This is a genomic window from Streptomyces sp. NPDC048521 (assembly GCF_043199855.1).
In the GTDB taxonomy this organism is placed as follows: domain Bacteria; phylum Actinomycetota; class Actinomycetes; order Streptomycetales; family Streptomycetaceae; genus Streptomyces.
Genome location: NZ_JBICWR010000017.1, coordinates 92,780 through 117,276 on the forward strand (window position 1 = coordinate 92,780; position 24,497 = coordinate 117,276).

At 70.9% G+C, this 24,497-nt stretch carries 19 protein-coding genes and 1 pseudogene; 13 read left to right on the forward strand and 7 right to left on the reverse strand.

What is annotated here, in order from left to right:
* The first annotated feature begins 21 nt into the window (after positions 1 to 21).
* The 3 genes from ACGFRF_RS31920 to ACGFRF_RS31930 all read left to right on the forward strand — a co-directional run bounded on the left by ACGFRF_RS31920 (position 22) and on the right by ACGFRF_RS31930 (position 3,870).
* Positions 22 to 909 (forward strand): FadR/GntR family transcriptional regulator, encoded by an 888-nt coding sequence (locus ACGFRF_RS31920; protein ID WP_393745926.1) that lies wholly within the window; start codon positions 22 to 24, stop codon positions 907 to 909.
* 456 nt (positions 910 to 1,365) lie between these two features.
* Positions 1,366 to 2,907 carry an RNA polymerase sigma factor gene (locus ACGFRF_RS31925; RefSeq protein WP_393745928.1) on the forward strand — a complete coding sequence of 514 codons (1,542 nt, stop codon included), beginning with the start codon at positions 1,366 to 1,368 and terminating at the stop codon, positions 2,905 to 2,907.
* A 123-nt stretch (positions 2,908 to 3,030) separates the two neighbouring features.
* Positions 3,031 to 3,870, forward strand: coding sequence for a serine protease (locus ACGFRF_RS31930; protein WP_393745930.1), 840 nt, complete (start codon positions 3,031 to 3,033; stop codon positions 3,868 to 3,870).
* Positions 3,871 to 3,990: 120 nt separating this feature from the next.
* On the opposite strand, the gene ACGFRF_RS31935 is transcribed toward ACGFRF_RS31930, so the two are convergent.
* Positions 3,991 to 4,221: a hypothetical protein gene (locus ACGFRF_RS31935; RefSeq protein ID WP_070023007.1), complete on the reverse strand. Its 231-nt coding sequence runs from the start codon at positions 4,219 to 4,221 to the stop codon at positions 3,991 to 3,993.
* Between the two features lie 438 nt (positions 4,222 to 4,659).
* Between ACGFRF_RS31935 and ACGFRF_RS31940 the strand changes: the two genes are divergently transcribed.
* From ACGFRF_RS31940 to ACGFRF_RS31960, 5 genes and pseudogenes are all read left to right on the forward strand, one after another.
* Positions 4,660 to 6,783 carry a type IIA DNA topoisomerase subunit B gene (locus ACGFRF_RS31940; RefSeq protein WP_393745932.1) on the forward strand — a complete coding sequence of 708 codons (2,124 nt, stop codon included), beginning with the start codon at positions 4,660 to 4,662 and terminating at the stop codon, positions 6,781 to 6,783.
* Positions 6,784 to 7,662: 879 nt separating this feature from the next.
* The gene (locus ACGFRF_RS31945; protein WP_393745934.1) at positions 7,663 to 8,199 is read left to right on the forward strand and encodes a DUF1453 domain-containing protein; all 537 of its coding nucleotides are present in this window, start codon (positions 7,663 to 7,665) and stop codon (positions 8,197 to 8,199) included.
* Positions 8,151 to 8,549 (forward strand): annotated as a pseudogene (locus ACGFRF_RS31950) (DNA-binding response regulator); the annotation flags it as partial. The gene ACGFRF_RS31945 and the pseudogene ACGFRF_RS31950, both read left to right, overlap by 49 nt.
* Positions 8,550 to 8,617: 68 nt before the next feature.
* Positions 8,618 to 9,166 carry a DUF485 domain-containing protein gene (locus ACGFRF_RS31955; RefSeq protein WP_393745936.1) on the forward strand — a complete coding sequence of 183 codons (549 nt, stop codon included), beginning with the start codon at positions 8,618 to 8,620 and terminating at the stop codon, positions 9,164 to 9,166.
* Positions 9,163 to 10,755, forward strand: coding sequence for a cation acetate symporter (locus ACGFRF_RS31960; RefSeq protein ID WP_393745938.1), 1,593 nt, complete (start codon positions 9,163 to 9,165; stop codon positions 10,753 to 10,755). The genes ACGFRF_RS31955 and ACGFRF_RS31960 overlap by 4 nt, the downstream gene beginning before the upstream one ends.
* A 76-nt stretch (positions 10,756 to 10,831) precedes the next feature.
* Here ACGFRF_RS31960 and ACGFRF_RS31965 read toward each other — a convergent pair whose 3' ends face one another.
* On the reverse strand, positions 10,832 to 11,524 hold the full coding sequence (locus ACGFRF_RS31965; RefSeq protein WP_393745940.1) for a response regulator: 693 nt from the start codon (positions 11,522 to 11,524) through the stop codon (positions 10,832 to 10,834).
* Positions 11,525 to 11,682: 158 nt separating this feature from the next.
* Here ACGFRF_RS31965 and ACGFRF_RS31970 point away from each other — a divergent pair, with 158 nt between their 5' ends.
* Genes ACGFRF_RS31970 through ACGFRF_RS31980 form a run of 3 tightly spaced genes read left to right on the forward strand, consistent with a single transcriptional unit; the run spans position 11,683 to position 14,455 of the window.
* A complete protein-coding gene (locus tag ACGFRF_RS31970) occupies positions 11,683 to 12,498 on the forward strand; it encodes an ABC transporter ATP-binding protein (protein ID WP_393745942.1) in 816 nt (271 codons plus the stop codon).
* Positions 12,488 to 13,351, forward strand: coding sequence for an ABC transporter permease (locus ACGFRF_RS31975; protein ID WP_393745944.1), 864 nt, complete (start codon positions 12,488 to 12,490; stop codon positions 13,349 to 13,351). The genes ACGFRF_RS31970 and ACGFRF_RS31975 overlap by 11 nt, the downstream gene beginning before the upstream one ends.
* Before the next feature lie 51 nt (positions 13,352 to 13,402).
* Positions 13,403 to 14,455: an ABC transporter substrate-binding protein gene (locus tag ACGFRF_RS31980; RefSeq protein ID WP_393745945.1), complete on the forward strand. Its 1,053-nt coding sequence runs from the start codon at positions 13,403 to 13,405 to the stop codon at positions 14,453 to 14,455.
* Positions 14,456 to 14,467: 12 nt separating this feature from the next.
* On the opposite strand, the gene ACGFRF_RS31985 is transcribed toward ACGFRF_RS31980, so the two are convergent.
* The 4 genes from ACGFRF_RS31985 to ACGFRF_RS32000 all read right to left on the reverse strand — a co-directional run bounded on the left by ACGFRF_RS31985 (position 14,468) and on the right by ACGFRF_RS32000 (position 19,220).
* Positions 14,468 to 15,148, reverse strand: a complete 681-nt coding sequence (locus tag ACGFRF_RS31985) for a response regulator (RefSeq protein ID WP_393745946.1) — start codon at positions 15,146 to 15,148, stop codon at positions 14,468 to 14,470.
* Positions 15,145 to 16,833: an ATP-binding protein gene (locus tag ACGFRF_RS31990; protein WP_393745947.1), complete on the reverse strand. Its 1,689-nt coding sequence runs from the start codon at positions 16,831 to 16,833 to the stop codon at positions 15,145 to 15,147. The genes ACGFRF_RS31985 and ACGFRF_RS31990 overlap by 4 nt, the downstream gene beginning before the upstream one ends.
* 135 nt (positions 16,834 to 16,968) lie before the next feature.
* Positions 16,969 to 17,910 (reverse strand): sucrase ferredoxin, encoded by a 942-nt coding sequence (locus ACGFRF_RS31995; RefSeq protein WP_393745948.1) that lies wholly within the window; start codon positions 17,908 to 17,910, stop codon positions 16,969 to 16,971.
* 53 nt (positions 17,911 to 17,963) lie between these two features.
* Complete coding sequence (locus ACGFRF_RS32000; RefSeq protein ID WP_393745949.1) at positions 17,964 to 19,220, reverse strand: citrate/2-methylcitrate synthase; 1,257 nt, start codon at positions 19,218 to 19,220, stop codon at positions 17,964 to 17,966.
* 113 nt (positions 19,221 to 19,333) lie between these two features.
* Between ACGFRF_RS32000 and ACGFRF_RS32005 the strand changes: the two genes are divergently transcribed.
* Together ACGFRF_RS32005 and ACGFRF_RS32010 are read left to right on the forward strand one after the other, a co-directional pair.
* Complete coding sequence (locus ACGFRF_RS32005; protein ID WP_393745951.1) at positions 19,334 to 20,500, forward strand: citrate synthase/methylcitrate synthase; 1,167 nt, start codon at positions 19,334 to 19,336, stop codon at positions 20,498 to 20,500.
* Between the two features lie 295 nt (positions 20,501 to 20,795).
* Positions 20,796 to 21,923: a CobW family GTP-binding protein gene (locus ACGFRF_RS32010; RefSeq protein WP_393745953.1), complete on the forward strand. Its 1,128-nt coding sequence runs from the start codon at positions 20,796 to 20,798 to the stop codon at positions 21,921 to 21,923.
* Here the strand turns inward: ACGFRF_RS32010 and ACGFRF_RS32015 are convergent.
* Positions 21,920 to 24,379: a DNA topoisomerase (ATP-hydrolyzing) subunit A gene (locus tag ACGFRF_RS32015; RefSeq protein WP_393745955.1), complete on the reverse strand. Its 2,460-nt coding sequence runs from the start codon at positions 24,377 to 24,379 to the stop codon at positions 21,920 to 21,922. The two genes, ACGFRF_RS32010 and ACGFRF_RS32015, sit on opposite strands and share 4 nt — an antisense overlap.
* Positions 24,380 to 24,497 lie beyond the last annotated feature (118 nt).

Sequence of the window (24,497 nt, forward strand, 5' to 3'; positions counted from 1 at the left end):
GACGGCGCCGACAAAGGATCCGTGAGTACCCTTGCGCACACCATGATGACCGCCGCCCGCTCCGCAGACTCAGGTCTGACCGGCCCGGGCGATCTCGACCGCTATCCCTACGCCGAGGCCCCGGTGGCCGACCGCGTCGGAGCGCCCTCCTGGGACGGCGCGGACCCGGAGCTGGGCCGTGTCGGCCGGCGTGCCGCGGGCAGCCGCGGACGCGGGCTGCACGGCCAACTCGTTCAGCAGCTGGGGCAGATGATCGTCTCCGGCGACCTGGGCGCGGACCGCCCGCTGGTGCCCGAGGAGATCGGCCAGCGCTTCGAGGTCTCCCGCACCGTCGTCCGCGAGTCCCTCCGCGTCCTCGAGGCCAAGGGCCTGGTCAGCGCCCGCCCGAACGTCGGCACGCGCGTGCGTCCCGTCAGCGACTGGAACCTCCTCGACCCGGACATCATCGAGTGGCGGGCCTTCGGGCCCCAGCGCGACGACCAGCGCCGCGAGCTCAGCGAGCTGCGCTGGACGATCGAGCCGCTCGCCGCTCGCCTCGCCGCCGGGCACGGGCGCGAGGAGGTGCAGCAGCGCCTCTGCGACATGGTCGAGATCATGAGCCACGCCATGGCGCAGGGCGACGCCCTGACCTATTCGCGGGCCGACAACGAGTTCCATGCCCTGCTCATCCAGATCGCCGGCAACCGCATGCTCGAGCACCTGTCCGGGATCGTCTCGGCGGCCCTACAGGTGTCGGGCGGTCCGGTCACCGGGTGTGACCGGCCGAACGAGGCGTCCCTCGCGCAGCACGCGCGGATCGTCGACGCGCTCGGCACCGGAGACGGCGCGGCGGCGGAGGCGGCCATGCGCCAACTGCTCACGGTCCACCCCGAGGTGGAGCGCGTAGTTCCCGCTCCGCGCGAGCACTGACCCGCGACGAGGCGGTTCGGTCGCCGGTGTGCGACGTCCTCGTGGTTCTCATAGCCGCGCTGGACCGGTTCTCGTGGCCGCGCCGGGCCCGGGTACCGGACCCCGCCGGACCCGCCGGATCCCCTGGAGTCCGGCGGGTCCGGCGGTGCGACGGGCCGCGGTGGTGCTGATCGCGGCCGGGTGTGTCATCGCAGCTGACCCCTTCTGCCCCTATCTGATCGCTTTTGAACGCTTACGGGGTGTGACTCGGGCCACGCAGATTGGGCGTAACGCTCGTGGGAACAGCGCGATGACCTAAGAGGTGACAGCCGCGGAGGGAATACGGACGCCATGACAGGCGCTGTGCATCTTCCCGGCCCCCGCCCGCGCCGTCGGCCCATCCCCAGGCCGGTGGTCGGCTCCTGTCCGCAGTGGACGGTGCCGGAAGCCGTTTTCCAACGTTCCGAGAGGTTGTTCGTGTCGGCCAGCACATCCCGTACGCTCCCGCCGGAGATCGCCGAGTCCGTCTCTGTCATGGCGCTCATTGAGCGGGGAAAGGCTGAGGGGCAGATCGCCGGCGACGATGTGCGTCGGGCCTTCGAAGCTGACCAGATTCCGGCCACTCAGTGGAAGAACGTACTGCGCAGCCTCAACCAGATTCTTGAGGAAGAGGGTGTGACGCTGATGGTCAGTGCCGCAGAGCCCAAGCGCACCCGCAAGAGCGTCGCAGCGAAGAGTCCGGCGAAGCGCACCGCCACCAAGACGGTCGCGGCCAAGGCGGTGACCACCAGGAAGGCCACCGCCACCACGGCCGCCCCTGCCGCGCCCGCCGCCCCGGCCGCGGGCGATTCCGCCGAGGAAGCCGCAACCGCGAAGAAGGCCGCCGCCAAGAAGACGACCGCGAAGAAGGCGGCCGCCAAGAAGACCGTCGCGAAGAAGACGGCCGCCAAGAAGACCACGGCGAAGAAGGACGACGTCGAGATCCTCGAGGACGAGGTCCTCGAGGACACCAAGGTCGCCGACGAGCCCGAGGGAACCGAGAGCGCCGGATTCGTCCTGTCCGACGAGGACGAGGACGACGCGCCCGCGCAGCAGGTCGCCGCGGCCGGCGCCACCGCCGACCCGGTCAAGGACTACCTGAAGCAGATCGGCAAGGTCCCCCTGCTCAACGCCGAGCAGGAGGTGGAGCTGGCCAAGCGCATCGAGGCGGGTCTGTTCGCCGAGGACAAGCTGGCCAACGCCGACAAGCTCGCCCCGAAGCTCAAGCGCGAACTGGAGATCATCGCCGAGGACGGCCGCCGCGCCAAGAACCACCTCCTGGAGGCCAACCTCCGTCTGGTGGTCTCCCTGGCCAAGCGGTACACCGGCCGCGGCATGCTCTTCCTGGACCTCATCCAGGAGGGCAACCTCGGTCTGATCCGCGCGGTGGAGAAGTTCGACTACACCAAGGGCTACAAGTTCTCCACGTACGCCACCTGGTGGATCCGCCAGGCGATCACCCGCGCCATGGCCGACCAGGCCCGCACCATCCGTATCCCGGTGCACATGGTCGAGGTCATCAACAAGCTCGCGCGCGTGCAGCGCCAGATGCTCCAGGACCTGGGCCGCGAGCCCACCCCGGAGGAGCTGGCCAAGGAGCTCGACATGACCCCGGAGAAGGTCATCGAGGTCCAGAAGTACGGCCGTGAGCCCATTTCGCTGCACACCCCGCTGGGTGAGGACGGCGACAGCGAGTTCGGTGACCTCATCGAGGACTCTGAGGCCGTCGTCCCCGCCGACGCCGTCAGCTTCACGCTCCTGCAGGAGCAGCTGCACTCCGTTCTGGACACCCTGTCCGAGCGCGAGGCCGGCGTCGTCTCCATGCGGTTCGGTCTCACCGACGGTCAGCCGAAGACCCTCGACGAGATCGGCAAGGTGTACGGCGTGACGCGTGAGCGCATCCGCCAGATCGAGTCCAAGACCATGTCGAAGCTGCGCCACCCGTCGCGTTCCCAGGTGCTGCGCGACTACCTCGACTAGGTCGCGGTCGTACGACGGCGAAGGCCCGGATCCCCGTGCGGGGAGCCGGGCCTTCGTGCTGCGAACGGCGGCGGCCTGGATGACTCTGGGTGTCCCAGGAGGACCCCAGAGTGAGGAGGCTGCATGCGCCGTTCCGTTGCCCGGGCACTGATCCGGCCGCTGGCCCTGGCCGCCACGATGACCGCCATACCCTTGGCGAGCGCGGCCCCGGCGGCCGCCGACAGCGTGGTCGTCGGGGGATTTCCGATAGATGTTTCTCAGGCTCCGTGGACGGTGGCGCTGTCCAGCCGTGACCGGTTCGGAGGTACACGGGCGGGCCAGTTCTGCGGTGGTGTGGCGATCACGCGGACCGCGGTCCTCACCGCGGCCCACTGCATGACCGAGGAGGCCCTGGGCGCCCCACCCGACCGCGTGCGTGACCTGAAGGTCATCGCGGGCCGCACGGACCTGCTGTCGAGTGAGGGTGACGAGGTCACCGTACGGGATGTCCGCGTCAACCCCGGGTACGACAGCGCGACCAACTCCGGCGACTTCGCCGTCCTCATGCTCGCCGAGGCGCTGCCGCAGAGTGCGGTCATCGCCATGGCGGCTGCGGGGGACCGGGCCTACAGGCCCGGTACCGAGGCCCTGGTCTCCGGATGGGGCGACACGACCGGCGGGGGCGCCTACACGCGCCGGCTCCACGCCGCACGCGTGCGCGTGCTGCCCGACGATCTCTGCGTCGACGCCTATCCGGGCGGACCGGACGGCGTCTACCGGGCCGGCACGATGCTCTGCGCCGGTGAGGTCGCCGGCGGGCCGGACGCCTGCCAGGGGGACAGCGGTGGCCCGTTGGTGGCCGGTGGGCGGCTGATCGGGCTCGTCTCATGGGGGAGTGGCTGCGGGCGGCAGGGAAGCCCCGGCGTCTACACGCGCGTCTCCGAGGTCCTGCGGGCGCTCAAGGCGAGCGCAGCGGCCGGATGAGGCCGTACAGGCGCATCTGAGGCCCTGCACTCGGGCATGAGCACGGGCGGCCGCTCCTGGAGAGGAGCGGCCGCCCGTTCACCGGCCTGTGCCGGGGCTGGCTCGTCGTGTGTGCGAGATTCAGCGCTCTTCTTCCGAAGACGTGTTGGGAACGGACGTCAGCCGCTCCGTCTCGTCCTGTATCTCAGCGGCGATCTTCTTGAGTTCCGGCTCGAACTTGCGCCCGTGGTGGGCGCAGAAGAGCAGCTCTCCGCCGCTGAGCAGGACCACGCGCAGGTATGCCTGGGCGCCGCAGCGGTCGCAGCGATCGGCGGCCGTCAGTGGGCTCGCGGGGGTCAGAACAGTAGTCACGTCGCCTCTTCTCTAGCTCGACGAGCTGTCGTACCAGGGTCAACATCCAACCAGCCCGAAAACGTTCCCGCTCGTGGCTTTTCCTCGAAAAAATCTTTCCGGGCGGCTGTCTGCTGCCGGTTGGCGGCGAATGTGCCGTAGTGCGTGTCTCAGTGCTTACGGTTTCGCGCTGTCTTGTGTCTCGGTCCTCCCGGCCGGGTTGCCGGTTGTTCATGAGGACGTGCCCGGAGCCTAAATGGTTCATGCCTCGAATGGAACGTGATGTGTGCTTCACTCCATCGAGGGATCGAACACGCATGCGAGTCTGGACTAGTCTGTGTTCCCGACGAGGGTGGCGTTACACCGGCTCTACCAGGCCTCGGTACCCTCTGAGCGGCGACCGAAGCCGCCCCCTTACCCAAAAGGGGGCTACCTGAAATTCAGCGAGGAGCGAACCGCGTGACCGCCGATACGTCCGTGCCGTCCACAGCGCTGCTGGCAGGAGCAGACCGCGACGGTTCCAACTACACCGCGCGGCACCTGCTCGTCCTCGAGGGTCTCGAGGCCGTGCGCAAGCGCCCGGGCATGTACATCGGCTCGACCGACAGCCGCGGTCTGATGCACTGCCTGTGGGAGATCATCGACAACGCAGTGGACGAGGCCCTCGGCGGCTACTGCGACCACATCGAGGTGATCCTCCACGACGACGGCTCCGTGGAGGTGCGTGACAACGGCCGCGGCATCCCCGTGGACGTGGAGCCCAAGACCGGCCTGTCCGGCGTGGAGGTCGTCATGACCAAGCTCCACGCGGGCGGCAAGTTCGGCGGTGGCTCCTACGCCGCCTCCGGCGGCCTGCACGGCGTCGGTGCCTCCGTGGTCAACGCCCTCTCCGCCCGTCTCGACGTCGAGGTGGACCGAGGCGGCCATGTGCACGCCATCAGCTTCCGGCGCGGAGTGCCGGGCGCCTTCGCGGGGAACGGCCCGGACGCCAAGTTCGAGGCCGAGAGCGGGATGCGCAAGACCAAGAAGGTCCCCAAGACCCGCAGCGGCACGCGTGTGCGCTACTGGGCCGACCGGCAGATCTTCCTCAGGGACGCCAAGCTCTCCCTGGAGAACCTGCACCAGCGCGCCCGCCAGACCGCGTTCCTCGTGCCCGGCCTGACCATCGTCGTCCGTGACGAGTTCGGCCTCGGCGAGGGCGGCAGCAAGGGTGAGGAGTCGTTCCGCTACGACGGCGGCATCAGCGAGTTCTGCGAGTACCTGGCGAACGACAAGCCGGTCTGCGACGTCCTCCGTTTCTCCGGGCAGGGCTCCTTCAAGGAGACCGTCCCGGTCCTGGACGAGCACGGCCAGATGACGCCCAAGGAGGTCACCCGCGAGCTGGGCGTCGACATCGCACTGCGCTGGGGCACGGGCTACGACACCACGGTCAGGTCCTTCGTCAACATCATCGCCACCCCCAAGGGCGGCACCCACGTCGCCGGCTTCGAGCAGGCTCTCACCCAGACCCTCAACGATGTCCTGCGCGCCAAGAAGCTGTTGCGCGTGGCCGAGGACAACATCGTCAAGGACGATGCGCTGGAGGGCCTCACCGCCGTCGTCACCGTGCGCCTGGCCGAACCGCAGTTCGAGGGGCAGACCAAGGAGGTCCTCGGCACCTCGGCGGCCCGCCGGATCGTGAACCAGGTGGTCATGAAGGAGCTCAAGGCCTTCCTGACCGCCACGAAGCGTGACGCGGCCGCCCAGGCCCGGGTCGTCATGGAGAAGGTGGTCGCAGCCGCTCGTACCCGTGTCGCGGCGCGCCAGCACAAGGACGCCCAGCGGAGGAAGACCGCCCTGGAGTCCTCGTCCCTGCCGGCCAAGCTCGCCGACTGCCGCAGCGACGACGTCGACCGCAGCGAGTTGTTCATCGTCGAGGGCGACTCCGCACTCGGTACGGCAAAACTGGCGCGGAACTCCGAGTTCCAGGCACTGCTGCCGATCCGGGGCAAGATCCTCAACGTGCAGCGGTCGTCGGTGACCGACATGCTCAAGAACGCCGAGTGCGGCGCGATCATCCAGGTCATAGGAGCGGGCTCGGGCCGTACCTTCGACATCGAGCAGGCCCGCTACGGCAAGATCATCATGATGACCGACGCCGATGTGGACGGCTCCCACATCCGCTGCCTGCTGCTCACGCTGTTCCAGCGCTACATGCGGCCCATGGTCGAGGCCGGCCGTGTCTTCGCCGCGGTGCCGCCCCTGCACCGCATCGAGATCGTCCAGCCGAAGAAGGGCCAGGACAAGTACGTCTACACGTACTCCGACCGTGAGCTGCGCGACAAGCTGATGGAGTTCCAGAGCAAGGGCATCCGGTACAAGGACTCCATCCAGCGCTACAAGGGTCTGGGCGAGATGGACGCCGACCAGCTGGCCGAGACCACGATGGACCCGCGCCACCGCACGCTGCGCCGCATCAACCTCTCCGACCTGGAGGCTGCCGAACAGGTCTTCGACCTGCTCATGGGCAACGACGTGGCACCCCGCAAGGAGTTCATCTCCAGCTCGGCGGCGACACTGGACCGCTCGCGCATCGACGCCTAGCCGCTGCGTCGGGCTGCGGCCGACCGCGGATCGCTGCAGGGCGGCCCGGTCGGACGCGCCCTGAGCCGGGGCGGGCGCTGACCGAGCTGTCGGCGGTGCCCGTCCTGGCGAGTGTCTCTCCTGGCGGCGGTCGGGCCGTTCGGGCGTCCGCCGGGAACGGCGGCGGCGGGCGTGGGGTCGACGGTGACTGGCAGTCCGTGCTTGCCGGTGGTGCGTCGGCCGGGAGCGGTGGTGGACTGTGCTGCCGCCTGCCGCCTGCCGCCTGCCGCCTGCCGCCTGCCGCCTGCCGCCTGCCGCCTGCCGCCTGCCGCCTGCCGCCTGCCGCCTGCCGCCTGCCGCCTGATGGCCGTGCATGTGGTGGAGGCGGTGGAGTGTTGCGGCCTCCCGCCGCCGGACGGCCGTGACTGCGGCACCCGGCACGGCCCCAAGGCCGTGCGCGTACCCCACCGTCCTGTCGCTGTTGCCTGGCACCGGTCGACGGGGGTCCCCCGGCCCCTTCGGCCCCGGACCGACTGGGCCCCGTACCCGTGATCTTCGGACGATCGGGGCGCCCCGCACCCTTCGTTCTCCGGACGATCGGGGCCCGCGCATCTCGTGACCCCCAGCCGACCGGTCAGCCCGCGTCCCTCTTGATCCCCGGCCGACCAGGCTGCCCCCACCTTTCGGTCGCCGGCCGACCGGCTCCCCGCACCTCGGCGGGACCCGGTGGCTCCATCCCTGGGTGACTCCGTTGGCTCCACCCCTGGGTGGAGACGGGCCACTCAGTGATTCCACCCGTGATCCACCCCGGCTCCGATCTCGTGACTTGCGAATTTCCGTAGCTTCGAAGGCGTCGGCAGCACTCGCTTCCGGCACTACCTCTCGCTCACGGAGGCTCTGATGTCCGGGCTCGTCAACGCGCTCATGATCGTGGCCGTCGTCGCCGTCGTGATCGTGCGGCAGTTCCGCGCCCGCGCGATCGACACGGACCGGCGCTGGTGGCTGCTGCCCGTGATCCTCGCAGTCGTCGCGCTGCGCGAGCCCGGCATCCTCGACACTCACCACCGCGCAGGATCCGCCGCACTGCTCGCCATGGAACTGCTGACAGGCCTGGCCACCGGTGCCGGCTGGGCCTGGACCACCCGCGTCTGGACGGCTCCGGACGGCGTCGTATGGACCAAGAGCACCAGGGCGAGCGTCGCCGTGTGGGTCGGAGGCATAGCCCTGCGGGTCGGTGTCTACGCCGTCGGCTCCGCACTCGGCGTCCGCCAGGACAGCGCCGCCCTGATGCTCGGTCTCGCCGGCACCCTGCTGGTCCGCGGCGGGATTCTCGTCTGGCGGGCACAGTCGCTCGGCGTCATGAGCCGACCCGCCCCGGCGTACGGTGCGACGAGTCGTTGTTCCCCGCGCTGCGGGCCGGCGCGCGGGGTTACCTGACCAAGGACGCGGGCGGCGACGAGATCGTGCGGGCCGTGCAGAGCGTGCTGTCGGGGGACGCGGGGCTGTCGCCGAGCATCCAGCGCCGTTTGCTGGAGCGGCTCTCACAGCCCGAGCCCGAACCGGCGGCCGCCCAGGCGTCCGACGGGCTGACCGCGCGCGAGACCGAGGTCCTGGTGCTCATCGCCGAAGGCCTCAGCAACCAGGAGATCGCTCGCACTTTGCATGTCTCCACCGCGACCGTGAAGACACACATCAACAACCTCTTCGCCAAGACAGGCCTCAAGGACCGGGCCCAGGCAGTGCGTTATGCCTACAGCAAGGGGCTGGTGCGACCGCCCGCCCGGTGAATCACCTTATGGGGTGAAGGCGAGGGGAAGAAGAGTCGGGGATCTTCCCGATCTGTCCATCCTTGGGCATGCAGTCAAGCAACGATCGTTCCCGCGGAACCGGGGACGGTCCCGAGAGTGCGCCCGAGCACCAGGAAGACCACGGCGCGCCCGCCCGCGACGTGACGTACGACGACCCTTGGTACGACGCGCTGGCCTCCGGCTGGGGCGAACTGGACGGCACGGGCAGGCCGGCACCGGCCGTTCCGTCCGCTCGCCGGGAGGGGAGCGGAACAGAGGTCCGCGCCCGGGACGTGTACGTCGAGGTGCAGCGCAGCGCGGCCTTCCAGGAGGTGCGCAGCCGGTACCGGCGGTTCGTGGTGCCCGGAGTGATCGTCTTCCTCGTCTGGTACGTGGCATACGTGGTCCTGGCCACGACCGCGCCCGGATTCATGGCGCGGCCGGTGGCCGGGGCGGTGAACGTGGGCATGCTCGCGGGGCTCGGGCAGTTCCTCAGCACCTTCCTGCTCACCTGGGCCTACTCCCGGCATGCTCGGCTGCGTCGGGACCGGGCCGCGCTGGAGCTGCGCTGGGACACGCAGGAACTGAGCCGCGGCGCGCGGGGAGGTGCCGTGTGACGGGTGGCCATCAGACTCTGGCGCTGCTGCTGTTCAGCGGTTTCGTGGCCGTCACCCTCGGGATCACGACCTGGGTGAGCCGCAGGCGGCACGGCTCGGCGGAGGAGTTCTACGCGGGCGGGCGGCTGTTCACCCCGATGGAGAATGGTTTTGCCATCGCGGGCGACTACATGTCGGCGGCCTCCTTCCTCGGAGTCACGGGGCTCATCGCGCTCTATGGCTACGACGGGATGCTCTACGTGGTGGGCTTCCTCGTGGCGTGGCTGGTCGTGCTGTTCCTGGTGGCCGAACTGGTCCGCAACTGCGGGCGGTTCACGCTGGCCGACGTGGTGGCGGCGCGGATGAGCGAGCGTCCGGTGCGGATCGCCGCGGGGACGTCCTCGGTCACGGTGTCCGTTCTGTATCTGGTGGCGCAGATGGTCGGCGCGGGCAGCCTGGTGGCGCTGCTGCTGGGGCGGACGAGCGGCGCGGCCCAGGCCTGGACGGTCATCGGGGTCGGCGCGCTCATGGTGATCTATGTGTCGTTGGGAGGGATGCGGGCCACCACCTGGATCCAGATCGTGAAGGCGGTTCTGCTGCTCAGCGGGACGATCGCCCTGACCGCGCTCGTCCTGGTCCGCTTCCACGGGGACGTCGGCCGGCTGCTAGCCACGGCCGCGGGGCGCAGCGGTCATGGGAACGCGTTCCTGGCACCGGGCCTCGCGTACGGCGGGAGCTGGACCGCCCGCCTCGACTTCATCAGCCTCGGGCTCGCACTCGTGCTGGGCACGGCGGGGCTGCCGCACATCCTGTCCCGCTTCTACACCGTGCCCACAGCCCGGGCCGCCCGTCGCTCCGCGGTCTGGTCCATCGGCCTGATCGGCGGCTTCTATCTGATGACGCTCGTCCTGGGGTTCGGGGCGGCGGCCATCGTGGGGCCCGATGCCGTGCGCGGTTCGAACGCGGCCGGGAACACGGCGGTGCCCCTGCTCGCCCTCGATCTGGGCGGCGGTGCGGGCTCCACCGGCGGAACGGTTCTGTTCGCGGTCGTCGCCGCCGTCGCCTTCGCCACGATCCTCGCGGTCGTCGCCGGCATCACGCTCGCCTCCTCCGCCTCGGTGGCCCACGACCTGTACGCGTCGCTGCGGCGGTCGCACGGCAAGGTGCGCAGCGAGGTGGCGGTGGCACGGTTCGCGGCCGTCGGCATCGGTGTCGTCGCGATCGCGCTCGGTCTGCTGGCCCGTGACCTGAACGTCGCCTTCCTCGTCGGTCTCGCCTTCGCGGTTGCCGCGTCGGCGAACCTCCCGGTGCTGCTCTACTCGCTGTTCTGGCGCGGCTTCACCACACGCGGCGCGGTGTGGGCCGTGTACGGAGGGCTGCTCCCGGCGCTCGGGCTCGTGCTGCTGTCCCCGGTGGTGTCCGGCAGTCCGGGCTCGCTGTTCCCCGCGGTCGACTTCCAGTACTTCCCGTTGCAGAATCCGGGCCTCGTCTCCATTCCGCTCGGCTTCCTGGCCGGCTGGCTGGGCACGGTCACCTCGGACGAGGTCGCGGACGAGGCCAAGTACGCCGAGACGGAGGTGCGGTCGCTGACCGGGGCCGGGGCGGTGTAGCGGGCGGGTTCTCAGAACCGGCCGTGATCTCCGCGTCTGAGGGGCAACTGCATCCGGTGGAGCGGGCCCCCGACCGCTACGGCGCCACCCACGCGTACCGGTGCTCCGGGCGGCCCGTGTCACCGTACTTGAGGGAGAGCCGGAGGCGGCCCGCCTGTTCCAGGTGGCGGAGGTAGCGCTGGGCCGTGGAGCGGCTCAGGCCGGTCCGTGCGGCGACCTCATGGGCCGACAGCGGATGGCCGGCGCGGTGCAGGACACCGCAGATCAGGTCCGTCGTGGGCTCCGAGTGGCCGCTCGGCAGGCCGGGCGCGGACGGCACGGGGGCGGTCCGCAGCGCTCCGTAGATCCGGTCCACCTGCTCCTGGCCCGTCAGGCCCCGGCCACCCACCCGGTCGACGGTGCGACGCAGCGCGGCGTAGGAGTCGAGGCGGGCGCGCAGTGCGGCGAAGGTGAACGGTTTGACCAGGTAGTGCAGGGCGCCGAGGCGCATCGCCTGCTGGACGGTCGTCACATCACTGGCCGCGGTGATCATGATGACGTCCGTGCCGTGGCCCTGTTCCCGCATGCGGTGGACGAGTTCGAGGCCGGTCCGGTCCGGCAGGTAGTGGTCGAGAAGGACCAGATCGATCCCGCCGCGTTCGACGGCGGCCAGGGCCTGGGCGGCGCTGTGCGCGCGGGCGGTCACCCGGAAGCCGGGAACCTTCCCCACGTACTTGGCGTTTATCTCTGCGACGCGGAAGTCGTCGTCCACCACCAGGACGTCAATCATCGGGCCTCTCCTTCAAGGCCGACGAGCGGTGAGCCCGTGTTTCGGCTCCGCAGTTGTAGCGCGAGCAAAATGAGCACAACAGGCTCTTGCAAGCAAAAGAACGGCTTGCGCTCACAAGACTCCTGCCGTGGCCGGGGCCACACCTACCGTCCCGGGCCATGAGCGCACACACCAGCCCCGCCATCGAGCTGCGGGGCGCGAGCAAGACCTTCAGGACCCCGTCCGGGGGACTGCACACGGCCGTGCGCGGCCTGGACCTCACCGTGCGGCGCGGCGAGTTCGTGGCCGTCGTAGGACCGACCGGCTGCGGCAAGTCCACCACCCTGACCCTGGTCAGCGGCCTGGAGGAGCCTACCGAGGGCGAGGTGCTGGTGGCCGGGGAGCCGGTCGCCGGCGTCGGCGACAAGGTCGGCTTCGTCTTCCAGCAGGACGCCACCTTCCCGTGGCGGACGGTGCTGTCGAACGTCATGGCCGGCCCGCGCTTCCGGGGGGTGCCCAAGGCGGAGGCCAGGCAGAAGGCCCGTGAATGGCTGGCCCGGGTCGGGCTCACCGCCTTCGAGGACCGCTATCCGCACCAGCTCTCCGGCGGTCAGCGCAAGCGCGTCGCCCTCGCCGCCACCTTCGTCAACGACCCCGAGATCCTGCTGATGGACGAGCCGTTCTCGGCCCTCGACGTGCAGACCCGGGCGCTGATGTCCGACGAACTGCTGGAGCTGTGGGAGGGCACGGGCGCCTCCGTCGTCTTCGTCACCCACGACCTGGAGGAATCCATCGCGCTGGCCGACAAGGTCGTCGTGATGACCGCCGGACCCGCGACCGTGAAGCAGGTCTTCGACATCGACCTGCCCCGGCCGCGCAAGGTCGAGTCGGTGCGCCTGGAGCCGCGGTTCATCGAGATCTACCGCGAGATCTGGGAGTCCCTCGGCGAAGAGGTCCGCATCACCCGCGAGAGAGGTGCCGCCCATGTCGCCTGAGGTTCTCAGCACGCCGGTCGTCGACACCGCCAAGGTCCCCGATCGCGCGCGGACCCGCGCCCAGGCGGCCCGCCGGCGCAAGGCGCTCGTGACCGTCGCGCGGGTGCTGCTCCTGGTGGCCGTCCTCGGCCTGTGGGAGGGGCTGTCCCGGGCGAAGGTCATCGACCCGTTCAACTTCTCGATGCCCTCGAAGATCTGGGACCAGATCTGGACCTGGGTGACGCACGGGACCGCGCTCGGCTCCCTGGGCGAACAGATCTGGTACACGCTCTACGAGGCACTGCTCGGCTGGGTCATCGGTGTGGTCGCCGGGGTGCTTCTCGGCATCGCCCTCGGGCGGATCACCTTGCTCGCCGAGGTCCTTGGTCCCTACATCAAGGTGCTCAACTCGATCCCCAGGATCGTGCTCGCGCCCATCTTCCTGATCTGGTTCGGGCTCGGGCCCTCGTCCAAGGTCGCCTCCGCCGTGGTGCTCGTCTTCTTCCCGGTGTTCTTCAACGCCTTCCAGGGCGCCCGGGAAGTGGACCGCAACCTCGTGGCCAACGCCCGCATCCTGGGCGCGAGCGACCGCAGGGTGACCCTCCAGGTGGTCATCCCGTCGGCCACCTCCTGGATCTTCACCAGCCTCCACGTCAGCTTCGGCTTCGCGCTCATCGGCGCCATCGTCGGCGAGTACATCGGCGCGACCAAGGGCATCGGCCTGCTCGTCGCGCAGTCGCAGAACACCTTCAACGCGGCCGGCGTCTACGCCGCGATGGTCATCCTCGCGGTCGTGGCCCTCGTCGCCGAGGGGCTGCTGACCTTCGCCGAGCGGCGCATCTTCCGCTGGAAGCCGACCGGCTCCGACAGCTGAACCCCACCCCCGCTCTCCCCGCACCGCCCTCTCACAAGGACGTGAACCACCATGCGCAAGACCGCCAGATACGCCTCCCTGGCCGCCGCCGGACTGCTCGCCCTCACCTCGCTCACCGCCTGCGCCGACGACGCGGCCAGTTCCACCGCCGACACCGGCAGCGGCGGCGGCAAGGGCGAGTCCGTCAAGATCATGGTCGGCGGCCTGGACAAGGTCATCTACCTGCCCGCGATGCTCACCCAGCGCCTCGGTTACTTCCAGGCGGAGGGTTTGAACGTCCAACTCCTCAGCGAGCCCGCCGGAGTCCAGGCCGAGACCGCGCTCGTCTCCGGTCAGGTGCAGGGAGCGGTCGGCTTCTACGACCACACCCTCGACCTCCAGGTGAAGGGCAAGTCGGTCGAGTCCGTGGTGCAGTTCTCGCACGCGCCGGGCGAGGTGGAGGTCGTGTCGGCCGAAGCGGCGGACGATCTCACGTCCCCCGAGGACTTCAAGGGCCGCAAGCTCGGCGTGACCGGTCTCGGTTCCTCGACCGACTTCCTCACCAAGTACCTGGCGGTCAAGAACGGCGTGAAGGTCAGCGATTTCACGCCGGTCGCGGTCGGGGCCGGCCCGACGTTCATCGCGGCGCTCCAGAAGGGCGCGATCGACGGCGGCATGACCACCGACCCGACCGTCGCGACGATCCTGGACAAGAAGGCGGGCAAGATCCTCATCGACATGCGCACCCCCGAGGGGTCGCAGCAGGCGCTGGGCGGCCCGTACCCGTCGTCCAGTCTGTACATGCAGACGGACTGGGTGAACGGACACAAGGACACCGTCCAGAAGTTGGTCAACGCATTCGTCAAGACGCTCAAGTGGATGTCCACCCACAGCGCCGACGAGATCGCGGCCAAGATGCCCGCCGACTACTCCCAGGGCGACAAGGCGCTGTACACGCAGGCCGTCAAGAGCACGCTGCCGATGTTCACCGACGACGGCGTGATGCCCCAGGGCGGCCCCGAGACCGTCGAGAAGGTGCTCAAGGCGTTCAACCCCAACATCCAGAACGCGAAGGTCGACCTGAGCAGGACGTACACGACCGAGTTCGTCGAGGCCGCCGGGTAGACACGGGCCCGCTCAGGCGCGGGTCGCCCACACGTAACGGTGTTCGGGGCGGCCCGCGTCGCCGTACTTGAGGGTCAGCCGGGCCCGTCCGGTGCGCTCCAGGAGCTTCAGGTAGCGCTGGGCGGTCTGCCGGCTCACCCCCGTCCGCTCGGCGATCTCCTGGGCGGACAGCGGCCCTTCGGCGTTCATCAGCGCCTGGCGCACCAGCTCGGCCGTGGTGGGGGAGTGTCCCTTGGGCAGCTCCGGTTCCGACGGGGCGGACAGGGCGCCGAAGATACGGTCCACCTGTGCCTGTTCGGCCTCGCCGCCGCCGTCCAGGGTGCGTCGCAGCTCGGCGTACGCCTCCAGCTTGGCCCGCAGGCCGGCGAAGGCGAACGGTTTCACCAGGTACTGCAGCGCCCCGTGCCGCATGGCGGCCTGGACGGTCGACACGTCCCGCGCCGCCGTCACCATGATCACGTCGGTCTGGTGGCCGCGCCGGCGCATCTCCCGCACGACCGCGAGCCCCGTGTCGTCGGGCAGATAGTGGTCCATGAGCACCAGATCGAGCAGCGGCAGGGCCTCCACCTGACGCAGCGCCTCCGCCGCGTTGTGCGCCTCGCCGGCCACGTGGAACCCGGGCACCTTCTCGACGTAGGCGGCGTTGACCCGGGCCACCCGGGTGTCGTCGTCCACGACCAGGACCTCGATCATCGCGTCTCCTCCTCGGCGGTGGCCGGGACGTTCGCAGAGGCCGCACCGGACCCGGTGAGGGCCGGTTCCAGCCCCGGTTCGGTCAGCGCCTCGGGCAGGACCACGGTGAACTCGGCACCGCCGCCGTCCGCCGCGTCCACGGCCGCGCTCCCGCCCTGGCGTTCGGCGAGCCGGCGCACCAGGGACAGCCCGATGCCCCGCTTGCCGTGCGCGGGCGGCTTCTTGGTGGACCACCCATCGGTGAAGATCAACTCCCGCTGGTCCGCCGGGATCCCGGGCCCGGTGTCCCGCACCCTGAGGACGACCGTACGGCCCTCCGTGCGCAACTCGACCTCCACGCGCGCGTGCGGGGTGCCCGCGACCGCGTCGAGGGCGTTGTCCACGAGGTTGCCGACGACCGTGACCAGACCCCGCGGATCGATCAGCCGGTCCGGGAGCCGGGTGCCCTCCGACACCCACAGGGCGACCCCGCGCTCGGCCGCCACGGTCGCCTTGCCGACGAGCAGCGCGGCCAGCAGCGGGTCCTGGATCTTCTCGGTGACCTGCTCGGCGGTCACCCGGTGGTCGCCGACCACCTCGCCGACGAACTCCACCGCGTCGTCGTACATCTCCAGTTCCAGCAGCCCGAGCAGCGTGTGCATGCGATTGGCGTGCTCGTGGTCCTGGGCGCGCAGGGCGTCGATCAGCCCGCGCGTGGAGTCCAGTTCCCGCCCCAGCTGCTCCAGTTCGGTGCGGTCGCGCAGGGTGGCCACGGCGCCGCCGTCGTCGGTGGGCATGCGGTTGGCGACCAGGACGCGCTGACCGCGCACGGTGAGCAGATCGGTGCCGGCCACCCGGCCGGCCAGCACGTCCGTCGTACGGCCCTCGCCGAGCGCCGCGTCGGGGGTCTGCCCGACCGCCTCGTCGCCGATGCCGAGCAGCCGCCGTGCCTCGTCGTTGAGCAGGCGGATACGGCCGCCGCGGTCGAGGGCGACCACCCCTTCCCGGATGCCGTGCAGCATCGCCTCGCGCTCCGCGAGCAGCGCCGAGATGTCGGAGAAGGCCAGGTCCCGGGTCTGCCGCTGGACCCTGCGGGAGATCAGCCAGGCGGCCAGGGCGCCCACCGCGAGGGCCCCGCCGGCGTAGGCGAACAGCCCGGGGATGGCGCTGATCAGCCGCGCCCGCACGCTGTCGTAGGCGATGCCGACCGAGACGGCCCCGACGATGCGGTGATCGGCGTCGTACAGCGGTACCTTGCCGCGCGCCGAGCGCCCCAGGGTGCCCTTGTCGATCTCCATGACCTCCCGGCCGGCCAGGGCGTCGCTGGGGTCGGTGGAGACACGCCGGCCGATCTCCGAGGCCGTGGGATGCGACCAGCGCACCCAGTTCCGGTCCAGCACCACGATGTACTCGGCGTGGGTGGCCCGCCGGATCCGTTCCGCCTCCCGCTGCACCGGGCCGTTCCTGGTCGGCGGGGTGGTGCGGACACCGTCGGAGATCTGCGGGTCCTGGGCGGTGGTCTCGGCGATGGCCAGCGCGCGCCGCATCGCTTCCTGGTCCAGCTGCTTGCTCAGCGGCGCGAGGAACAGCCCGGTCGCGAGCACCGCGACCCCCGCGGCGATCGCCACCTGCATCAGCAGCACCTGCGAGAACACCCGCCGCGGCAGACCGAGGCGCAGACGGCGTGCGCGGGGAGTGGGGCTCATACTCATGACGGTACGTGTCGGGAGTCCGGGCGCCCCAGAGGGTGTGGTACGGATCTCTTGACCGTTCTTGATCCACCGATCAACCGTTGACCGGACCGGCGGCTCACCTTGACGAGCCGGACGGGCGGGCGCCGCTCAGCTCGCCAGCGCCGTCGGCCGCACCTCGCGCACCGCCACCACATCCATCCGTGCGGGCGTCCCCAGCACCTCCGCGCCGCAGCTCTCCGGGCGAGGCGGCAGCGACGCCCCCTGCGCCACGGTGACCTGCCAGCGGCGGCCGTCGGCGTGGCCGACGGTGACCTGCCAGCGCGGAGCCGCGCCGTCGGTCCGCAGGACACGCAGCACGCCCGCCCGGTACTCGTCCGCGGCGGACCGGACGGCCAGCTCGGCCGCCTGGCCGGGCCGTTCCCAGGCGGAGCACCCGCGGCACCCCTCGACGACCACGCGCCCTTCCCGGACCCCGTGCAGGGCCTCCTTGACGGTGTGCGCCTCGGCGCGGCCGTACGCGTAGCCGTACGGCAGGACGAGCACCGTCGGCGAGAAGCGATGTCCACCCAGATGGGTGACCTCCCAGATCCCGCGTACTCCCGAGGCGGCCAGCTCCGAGGCGAGGGGGCGGCCCAGGAGGGCACAGCAGCGGTCCCGCTTGCCGTTGGTGCACACGAGCGCGAGCGGGTCGCCGCGGTGCGGGCGGCCGCCGAGAGCCGCGCCGAAGGAACGATGGTCGCCCGCACCGAGTGCGGCGAAGTCGAGCTCCAGCAGCCGCCGCGGATCGCGGGTGGTGGCGCCGTGCAGCCACACGTGTCCCGGAACGGTGTGGGCGGCGTACACGTGCCGGAGCGCGGGCGTGCCGGGGTCGGCATGGCGGCCGGGGCGCCGGATGAGCGCGATGCGCACTCCGGTTCCCTCGGCGGCGGCCTCCAGGGCCCGGCCCAGCGCGGGGTCCAGGTGGCTGGAAGTGAGCGCCTTGGCACCCCACGGTCCGGGCTGCTCCAGCAGCAGCCACGTCGTCGCCGTGGCAGCCGTGCCGGGAACGGGCTCGTCGAGGCTCCGGGAGACGGTCGCGCACCTACTCACAGAGGTGAGCCTAACCTGACTGCCCGCAGGCCGACTTCCGGGCGTGCCGTGTCCTACTCCGGCAGGGGCTGCGGCGGCCGGGGACCGACGTAATGACCGCTGGGTCGCATACGCAGCGGGCGCTCGCCGTACTCCTCCAGGGCGTGCGCGATCCAGCCCGCCGTCCGGGCGACGGCGAAGATCGTCTCGCCGGCCGTGGCCGGCATGCCGCAGGATGCGGTGAACACCGCCAGGGCCAGGTCGACGTTGGCGTGCAGGGGGGTGTGCCGGGCTGCCGTGGCGACGATGTCGCGGGCGGCCAGCAGGGCGGGCTCCGCGCGCGGGACCTGTTCCAGGAGGCGGAAGAGTACGCGCGCGCGGGGGTCCTCACCCGGGTAGAGCCGGTGGCCGAGACCGGGGATGCGGCGACCCGCGCGCAGTTCGTCGGCGATCACCGGTACCGCCGTGCCCTGGTCGAGCACGTCGAGCAGCAGCCGGTGGGCCAGGCCGCTGGCGGCGCCGTGCAGCGGGCCCTCCAGGACGCCGAGACCGGCCGACACGGCCGCGTAGGCGTGCGCGCGTGCCGAGGCTGCGACCCGGACGGCGAGGGTGGAGGCGGCCAGGTCGTGGTCGGCGAGCAGGGCCAGCGCGGTGTCCAGGACGCGGAGGGACGCCTCGTCGGCGGGGCGGCCGGTCAGCCGGCCCCACAGGCGGTGGGCCAGCGGGCCGTCGTCCCGGTGACCGTGCAGGGCCGGCGGGAGCGCCGCGACGAGCGTGGGGATGAGGAGGCGGGCGGTGTTCAGCACGGCCTCTTCGGAGAGGTCGAAGCGCAGCGGGTCCTCGGCCGCCGCGGCGATCGCCGCCACCCTCAGCCGGTCGGCGGGGGAGGCGTGCTCGGACAGGGCGTCCACCGCGCGGCGGGCGACCTCGACGGTGGTCCCGGGCGCGCAGAAGGTGATGCCCGGGGTCAGCCGGCCCGTCCACAGCCACTCCGCGACCTCCTCGTAGGAGTGCCGGGTGGCCAGCTCGACGGCGTCCACACCGCGGAAGAAGTACCGGTCCTTCTCGATCAGCGTGATGCGGGTCCGGACCGACAGCTCGCTCCCGGAGCCCGGACTTCGGGCCGCCTCGCGCCGGTTGCGGCGGGCGAGTGCCTCCACCTCCTTCGCCTCGAAGGTGCTGGCCCGGCCGCCGGGTTCGCGTCTGCTGCTGAGCAGGCCGCGACTCACGTACGCGTACACCGTCTCGGGCTTCACGCCGAGCGCCTCGGCGGTCTCCTTGGTGGTCAGCCGTCCCCCGGGGCGGCGGGGAGCGGGGTCGTGATCGCGCATGGGGGTCACCGTAGTCGCCTCTGCACACCTTGATAGCCATATATTGATTGGATCAACATTGACAAGAAATGAGTCAAGCATGGACAGTCGGATCGAGTCCAGGGAGGAGAACCATGGCCATCAACAGGACCGCCACCCCCCTCATCGACGCACCGCGGGGTCTCGCGGGTGTCGTCGTCACCGAGACCCGGATCGGTGACGTACGGGGGCGGGAGGGCTTCTACCACTACCGCCAGTACTCGGCCGTCGAACTCGCGCGGACCCGCGGCTTCGAGGACGTCTGGCATCTCCTGGTCCACGGGCGGCTCCCGGACGCGGAGCGCCGCGCCGCCTTCGCCGCCGAGACCGCGGCGCTGCGGCGGCTGCCCGGCGACGTGCGCGCGGCGCTGCCGGCGATCGCCGCGGCGAGCCGTGTCTCCGGCCCACTGGCCGGACTGCGTACGGCCCTGTCGCTGCTGGGTGGGGCACAAGGACTCCGGCCGGTGTACGACATCGACGCCGACCGGCGGCGGGCCGACACCGTGTCCGTCTGCGCGGTCGTCCCCACGCTGCTCACCGCGCTGTACCGGCTCGGTCAGGGACTCGAGCCGGTCGAGCCGCGTGAGGACCTCCCCTACGCGGCCAACTACCTGTACATGTTGACGGGTTCGGAACCCGACCCGCGCCGGGCGCGTGCGGTCGAGCAATACCTGATCTCAACCATTGACCATGGATTCAATGCGTCAACCTTCACCGCGCGGGTCATCGCGTCCACGGGTGCCGACGTTGCGGCCTGCCTGACCGGTGCGGTTGGCGCGCTGTCCGGACCGCTGCACGGAGGTGCGCCCAGCCGGGCCCTGGACACGCTGGACGCGATCGGCACGCCGGACCGGATCGACCCCTGGATCCGGGAGCGGGTGCTCGCCGGTGACCGGATCATGGGCTTCGGGCACGCCGTCTACCGCACCGAGGACCCCCGTTCGCGGATGCTGAGGGAGATAGCCCTGTCCTTCGGTGGCCCGCGCGTGGCCTTCGCGGTGGAGGTCGAGCGCCGGGTCGAGGCGATCCTCGCCGAGTTCAAGCCCGGCCGCGAACTCCACACGAACGTCGAGTTCTACGCCGGGGTGGTCATGGAACTGTGCGGTCTGCCCCGCGAGATGTTCACGCCCACCTTCGCGGCCGCGCGGGTGGTGGGCTGGAGCGCCAACATTCTCGAACAGGCGTCCGACCCGAAGATCATCCGGCCGGTGGCCCGGTACGTCGGACCGGAACCGCAACTCTCGGTACCCGCACCGGCCTGAGCCGAGCGCGCAGAGCGGTCCGGTCCCGTGCCCACCCGGCTCCGGACCGCGAGCGTGCGAGACGTCGGGAACCTCCGCCTCGGCGCGCAGGAGCGCCTCGCGCTCCCCGGCTCACCCGGGCGCACCGAGACGCGCACGATCTGCACCCGGATCCCGGTCCATGCCTGGCCGGGCAGTGGCTGTCCTCGTGGCGACGCCGCGACTCCTCCCGCTCGTATCCTGGTCGCGCAGTCGAAGCTCGTCCGTGCGCCGGGTCGCGAGCCGGTGTGCGCTTGCGCGTGAGAGAGGTCGCCCGTTGGGGAACAGCCTGGACAGCAGCCGTGGTCCGCAGCAGATCCCGGTCGTCGTACTCGCCGGTTTCCTGGGCTCCGGGAAGACCACGCTCCTCAACCACCTGCTGCACCGCAGCGGGGGCAGCCGCATCGGGGCGATCGTCAACGACTTCGGGGCCATCGAGATCGACGCGATGGCCGTGGCCGGCGCTCTCGGCGACTCGACCGTCTCGCTCGGCAACGGCTGCCTGTGCTGTGCCGTCGACGTGAGCGAACTGGACGCCTACCTGGACCGGCTGGCCGCGCCCGCCGCCGGCATCGACGTGATCGTCATCGAGGCGAGCGGGCTCGCCGAGCCGCAGGAACTCGTGCGGATGGTGCTCGCCAGCGAGCATCCCGGCATCGTCTACGGCGGTCTCGTCGAGGTCGTCGACGCCGCCGAGTTCGACGACACGCGTGCGCAGCACCCCGAAATCGACCGGCACCTCGCCCTCGCCGACCTGGTCGTCGTCAACAAACTCGACCGCGCGGACGACGCCGACCGGATCCTCGGGCTCGTCCGCTCGCTCACCGACCGCGCCGCCGTCGTCCCCGCCACCTACGGCCGCATCGACCCCGAGTTCCTCTTCGACTGCAGGCCGAGCGCGGAGCGCATCGGACAGCTGTCCTTCGACGACCTGCACGACCACGGCGCACACGAGCACGCCGGGCACCTGCACACCGGCTACGACAGCCTGTCCTTCGCCTCCGACGTGCCGATGGAGCCCCGTAGGCTCATGCGGTTCCTGGACAGCCGGCCCCAGGGGCTGTACCGGATCAAGGGATATGTCGACTTCGGTCCGTACGACCCGCTCGGCCGGTACGCCGTGCACGCCGTCGGCCGGTTCCTGCGCTTCTACCCCGAGCCCTGGACGCCCGCCGACGCCCGCCTCACCCAGCTCGTGCTGATCGGCTCCGGAATCGACGCCGGCGCCCTCGGCAAGGAACTCGAGGCGTGCAGGAACGACGCCCCGCACACCGACGAGCACGGTATGTGGGGCGTCCTGCGTTACGTGCAGGGGCCGCGGGAAACGGACCCGGAGGAGGCCGGTCCGGACGAGGCGGACCTCGAGGATCCGCCCGCCTGGATCACCGACCAGGGCACCGACTAGAACACCGGCCCCGCGACCACCGACACCGTCTTGGGCAGCGAGGTGCCAGAGCCGTCCCGGCGCGGGTCCAGCTCCGGCAGCTCCGCCGGGGTGCCGTTCTTCTGCGCCGCGAGCGCGGGAACCGGGCCCGCCCAGGCCAGCGACAGGCAGTCCTCGCCCTTGAGGAACCGCTGGCAGCGCACGCCGCCGGTGGCCCGGCCCTTGCGCGGGTACTGGTCGAACGGCGTCAGCTTGGCCGTCGTCTGCACGGAGTCGTCCAGCGTGCCGCGCGAGCCCGCCACCGTGAAGACCACGGCGTCGACGGCCGGGTCCACCGCCGTGAAGGAGATGACCTTCGCGCCCTCGGCGAGCTTGATGCCCGCCATGCCGCCCGCCGGGCGGCCCTGCGGGCGGACGATCGAGGCCTGGAAACGCAGCAGCTGCGCGTCGTCCGTGATGAACACCAGGTCCTCCTCGCCGGTGCGCAGCTCCACCGCGCCGACGATCCGGTCACCCTCCTTGAGCGTGATGACCTCCAACTCGTCCTTGTTGGACGGGTAGTCGGGCACCACACGCTTGACGACACCCTGCTCCGTGCCGAGCGCCAGACCCGGCGACGACTCGTCCAGCGTGGCCAGGCAGACCACCGTCTCGTCGTCCTCCAGGGAGACGAACTCCGCCAGCGGCGCCCCTCCGGAGAGGTTCGGCGTGGCCACCGACTCGGGCAGCTGCGGCAGGTCTACCACGTTGATCCGCAACAGGCGGCCCGCCGACGTCACCGCGCCGATCTCACCGCGCGCGGTCGCCGGGACCGCCGAGACGATCACATCGTGCTTGACGCGCTTGGCGCCGGCCGCCTCCGCGAACGGCTCCGCGGTCGCCGTACGGGCCAGCAGACCCGTCGAGGACAGCAGCACCCGGCACGGGTCGTCGGCCACCTGGAGCGGCACGGCGGCCACCGGGGCACCCGCGGACTCCAGCAGGACCGTGCGCCGGTCGGTGCCGAACTTCTTGGCCACCGCCGCCAGTTCGGCCGAGACCAGCTTGCGCAGCTCGGCGTCCGAATCCAGGATCCGGGTCAGCTCCTCGATCTCCGCGGTGAGCTTCTCCTTCTCCGCCTCCAGCTCGATGCGGTCGTACTTGGTGAGCCGGCGCAGCGGCGTGTCGAGGATGTACTGCGTCTGCACCTCGCTCAGCGAGAAGCGCTCGATCAGGCGCTCCTTGGCCTGCGCGGAGTTGTCGCTGGACCGGATGATCCGGATGACCTCGTCGATGTCGACCAGCGCGGTCAGCAGACCCTCGACCAGGTGCAGCCGGTCGCGCTTCTTGCCGCGGCGGAACTCGCTGCGGCGCCGGACCACCTCGAAGCGGTGGTCGAGATAGACCTCCAGCAGCTCCTTCAGGCCCAGGGTGAGTGGCTGGCCGTCGACCAGGGCGACGTTGTTGATGCCGAAGGACTCCTCCATCGGCGTCAGCTTGTACAGCTGCTCCAGGACCGCCTCGGGCACGAAGCCGTTCTTGATCTCGATGACGAGGCGCAGACCGTGCTCGCGGTCGGTGAGGTCCTTGACGTCGGCGATGCCCTGGATCTTCTTCGCGTTGACCAGGTCCTTGATCTTCGCGATGACCTTCTCGGGGCCGACCGTGAACGGCAGTTCGGTGACCACCAGGCCCTTGCGGCGGGCGGTCACGGTCTCCACCGACACCGTCGCGCGCATCTTGAAGGTGCCGCGACCCGTCGCGTACGCGTCCCGGATGCCGTCCAGGCCGACGATCCGGCCGCCGGTGGGCAGGTCCGGGCCCGGGACGTGCTTCATCAGCGCGTCCAGGTCCGCGTTCGGGTGCTTGATCAGGTGACGGGCGGCGGCGACGACCTCGCGCAGGTTGTGCGGCGGCATGTTCGTCGCCATGCCGACCGCGATGCCGGAGGAGCCGTTGACCAGCAGGTTCGGGAAGGCGGCCGGGAGGGCCACCGGCTCCTGCTCCTGGCCGTCGTAGTTGGGCGCGAAGTCGACCGTGTCCTCGTCGATCGACTCGGTCATCAGGCTCGTCGCCTCGGCCTGGCGGCACTCGGTGTACCGCATCGCGGCCGGCGGGTCGTCGTTGCCCAGCGAGCCGAAGTTGCCGTGGCCGTCGACCAGGGGCACGCGCATGGAGAAGGGCTGCGCCATACGCACCAGGGCGTCGTAGATCGACGCGTCACCGTGCGGGTGCAGCTTGCCCATGACCTCGCCGACGACACGCGCGCACTTCACATAGCCGCGGTCGGGGCGCAGGCCCATCTCGTTCATCTGGTAGACGATCCGGCGATGCACCGGCTTGAGGCCGTCACGGGCGTCCGGCAGGGCGCGCGAGTAGATGACCGAGTACGCGTACTCCAGGTAGGAGCCACGCATCTCGTCCACGACGTCGATGTCGAGGATCCTCTCCTCGAACGAATCGTCGGGCGGCGGGGTCTTCGTGCTGCGGCGGGCCATCGCTGCCGGCTCCTCCTGATCTGGTCGCTTGCCTACGGTGCGCTCGGTGTGGGGGGGCGGGGGGGGGGGGGGGCGGGGCGGGGGGGCGGGGGGGGGCCGCCCCCCCCCCCCCCCCCCC

Bases quoted from the DNA above. Each gene is read 5' to 3' on its own strand.
- ACGFRF_RS31930 (WP_393745930.1), top strand. From the start codon at position 3,031: ATGCGCCGTTCCGTTGCCCGGGCACTGATCCGGCCGCTGGCCCTGGCC.
- ACGFRF_RS31945 (WP_393745934.1), top strand. From the start codon at position 7,663: ATGTCCGGGCTCGTCAACGCGCTCATGATCGTGGCCGTCGTCGCCGTC.
- ACGFRF_RS31955 (WP_393745936.1), top strand. From the start codon at position 8,618: ATGCAGTCAAGCAACGATCGTTCCCGCGGAACCGGGGACGGTCCCGAG.
- ACGFRF_RS31965 (WP_393745940.1), bottom strand. From the start codon at position 11,524: ATGATTGACGTCCTGGTGGTGGACGACGACTTCCGCGTCGCAGAGATA.
- ACGFRF_RS31970 (WP_393745942.1), top strand. From the start codon at position 11,683: ATGAGCGCACACACCAGCCCCGCCATCGAGCTGCGGGGCGCGAGCAAG.
- ACGFRF_RS31975 (WP_393745944.1), top strand. From the start codon at position 12,488: ATGTCGCCTGAGGTTCTCAGCACGCCGGTCGTCGACACCGCCAAGGTC.
- ACGFRF_RS31980 (WP_393745945.1), top strand. From the start codon at position 13,403: ATGCGCAAGACCGCCAGATACGCCTCCCTGGCCGCCGCCGGACTGCTC.
- ACGFRF_RS31985 (WP_393745946.1), bottom strand. From the start codon at position 15,148: ATGATCGAGGTCCTGGTCGTGGACGACGACACCCGGGTGGCCCGGGTC.
- ACGFRF_RS31990 (WP_393745947.1), bottom strand. From the start codon at position 16,833: ATGAGCCCCACTCCCCGCGCACGCCGTCTGCGCCTCGGTCTGCCGCGG.
- ACGFRF_RS32000 (WP_393745949.1), bottom strand. From the start codon at position 19,220: ATGCGCGATCACGACCCCGCTCCCCGCCGCCCCGGGGGACGGCTGACC.
- ACGFRF_RS32005 (WP_393745951.1), top strand. From the start codon at position 19,334: ATGGCCATCAACAGGACCGCCACCCCCCTCATCGACGCACCGCGGGGT.
- ACGFRF_RS32015 (WP_393745955.1), bottom strand. From the start codon at position 24,379: ATGGCCCGCCGCAGCACGAAGACCCCGCCGCCCGACGATTCGTTCGAG.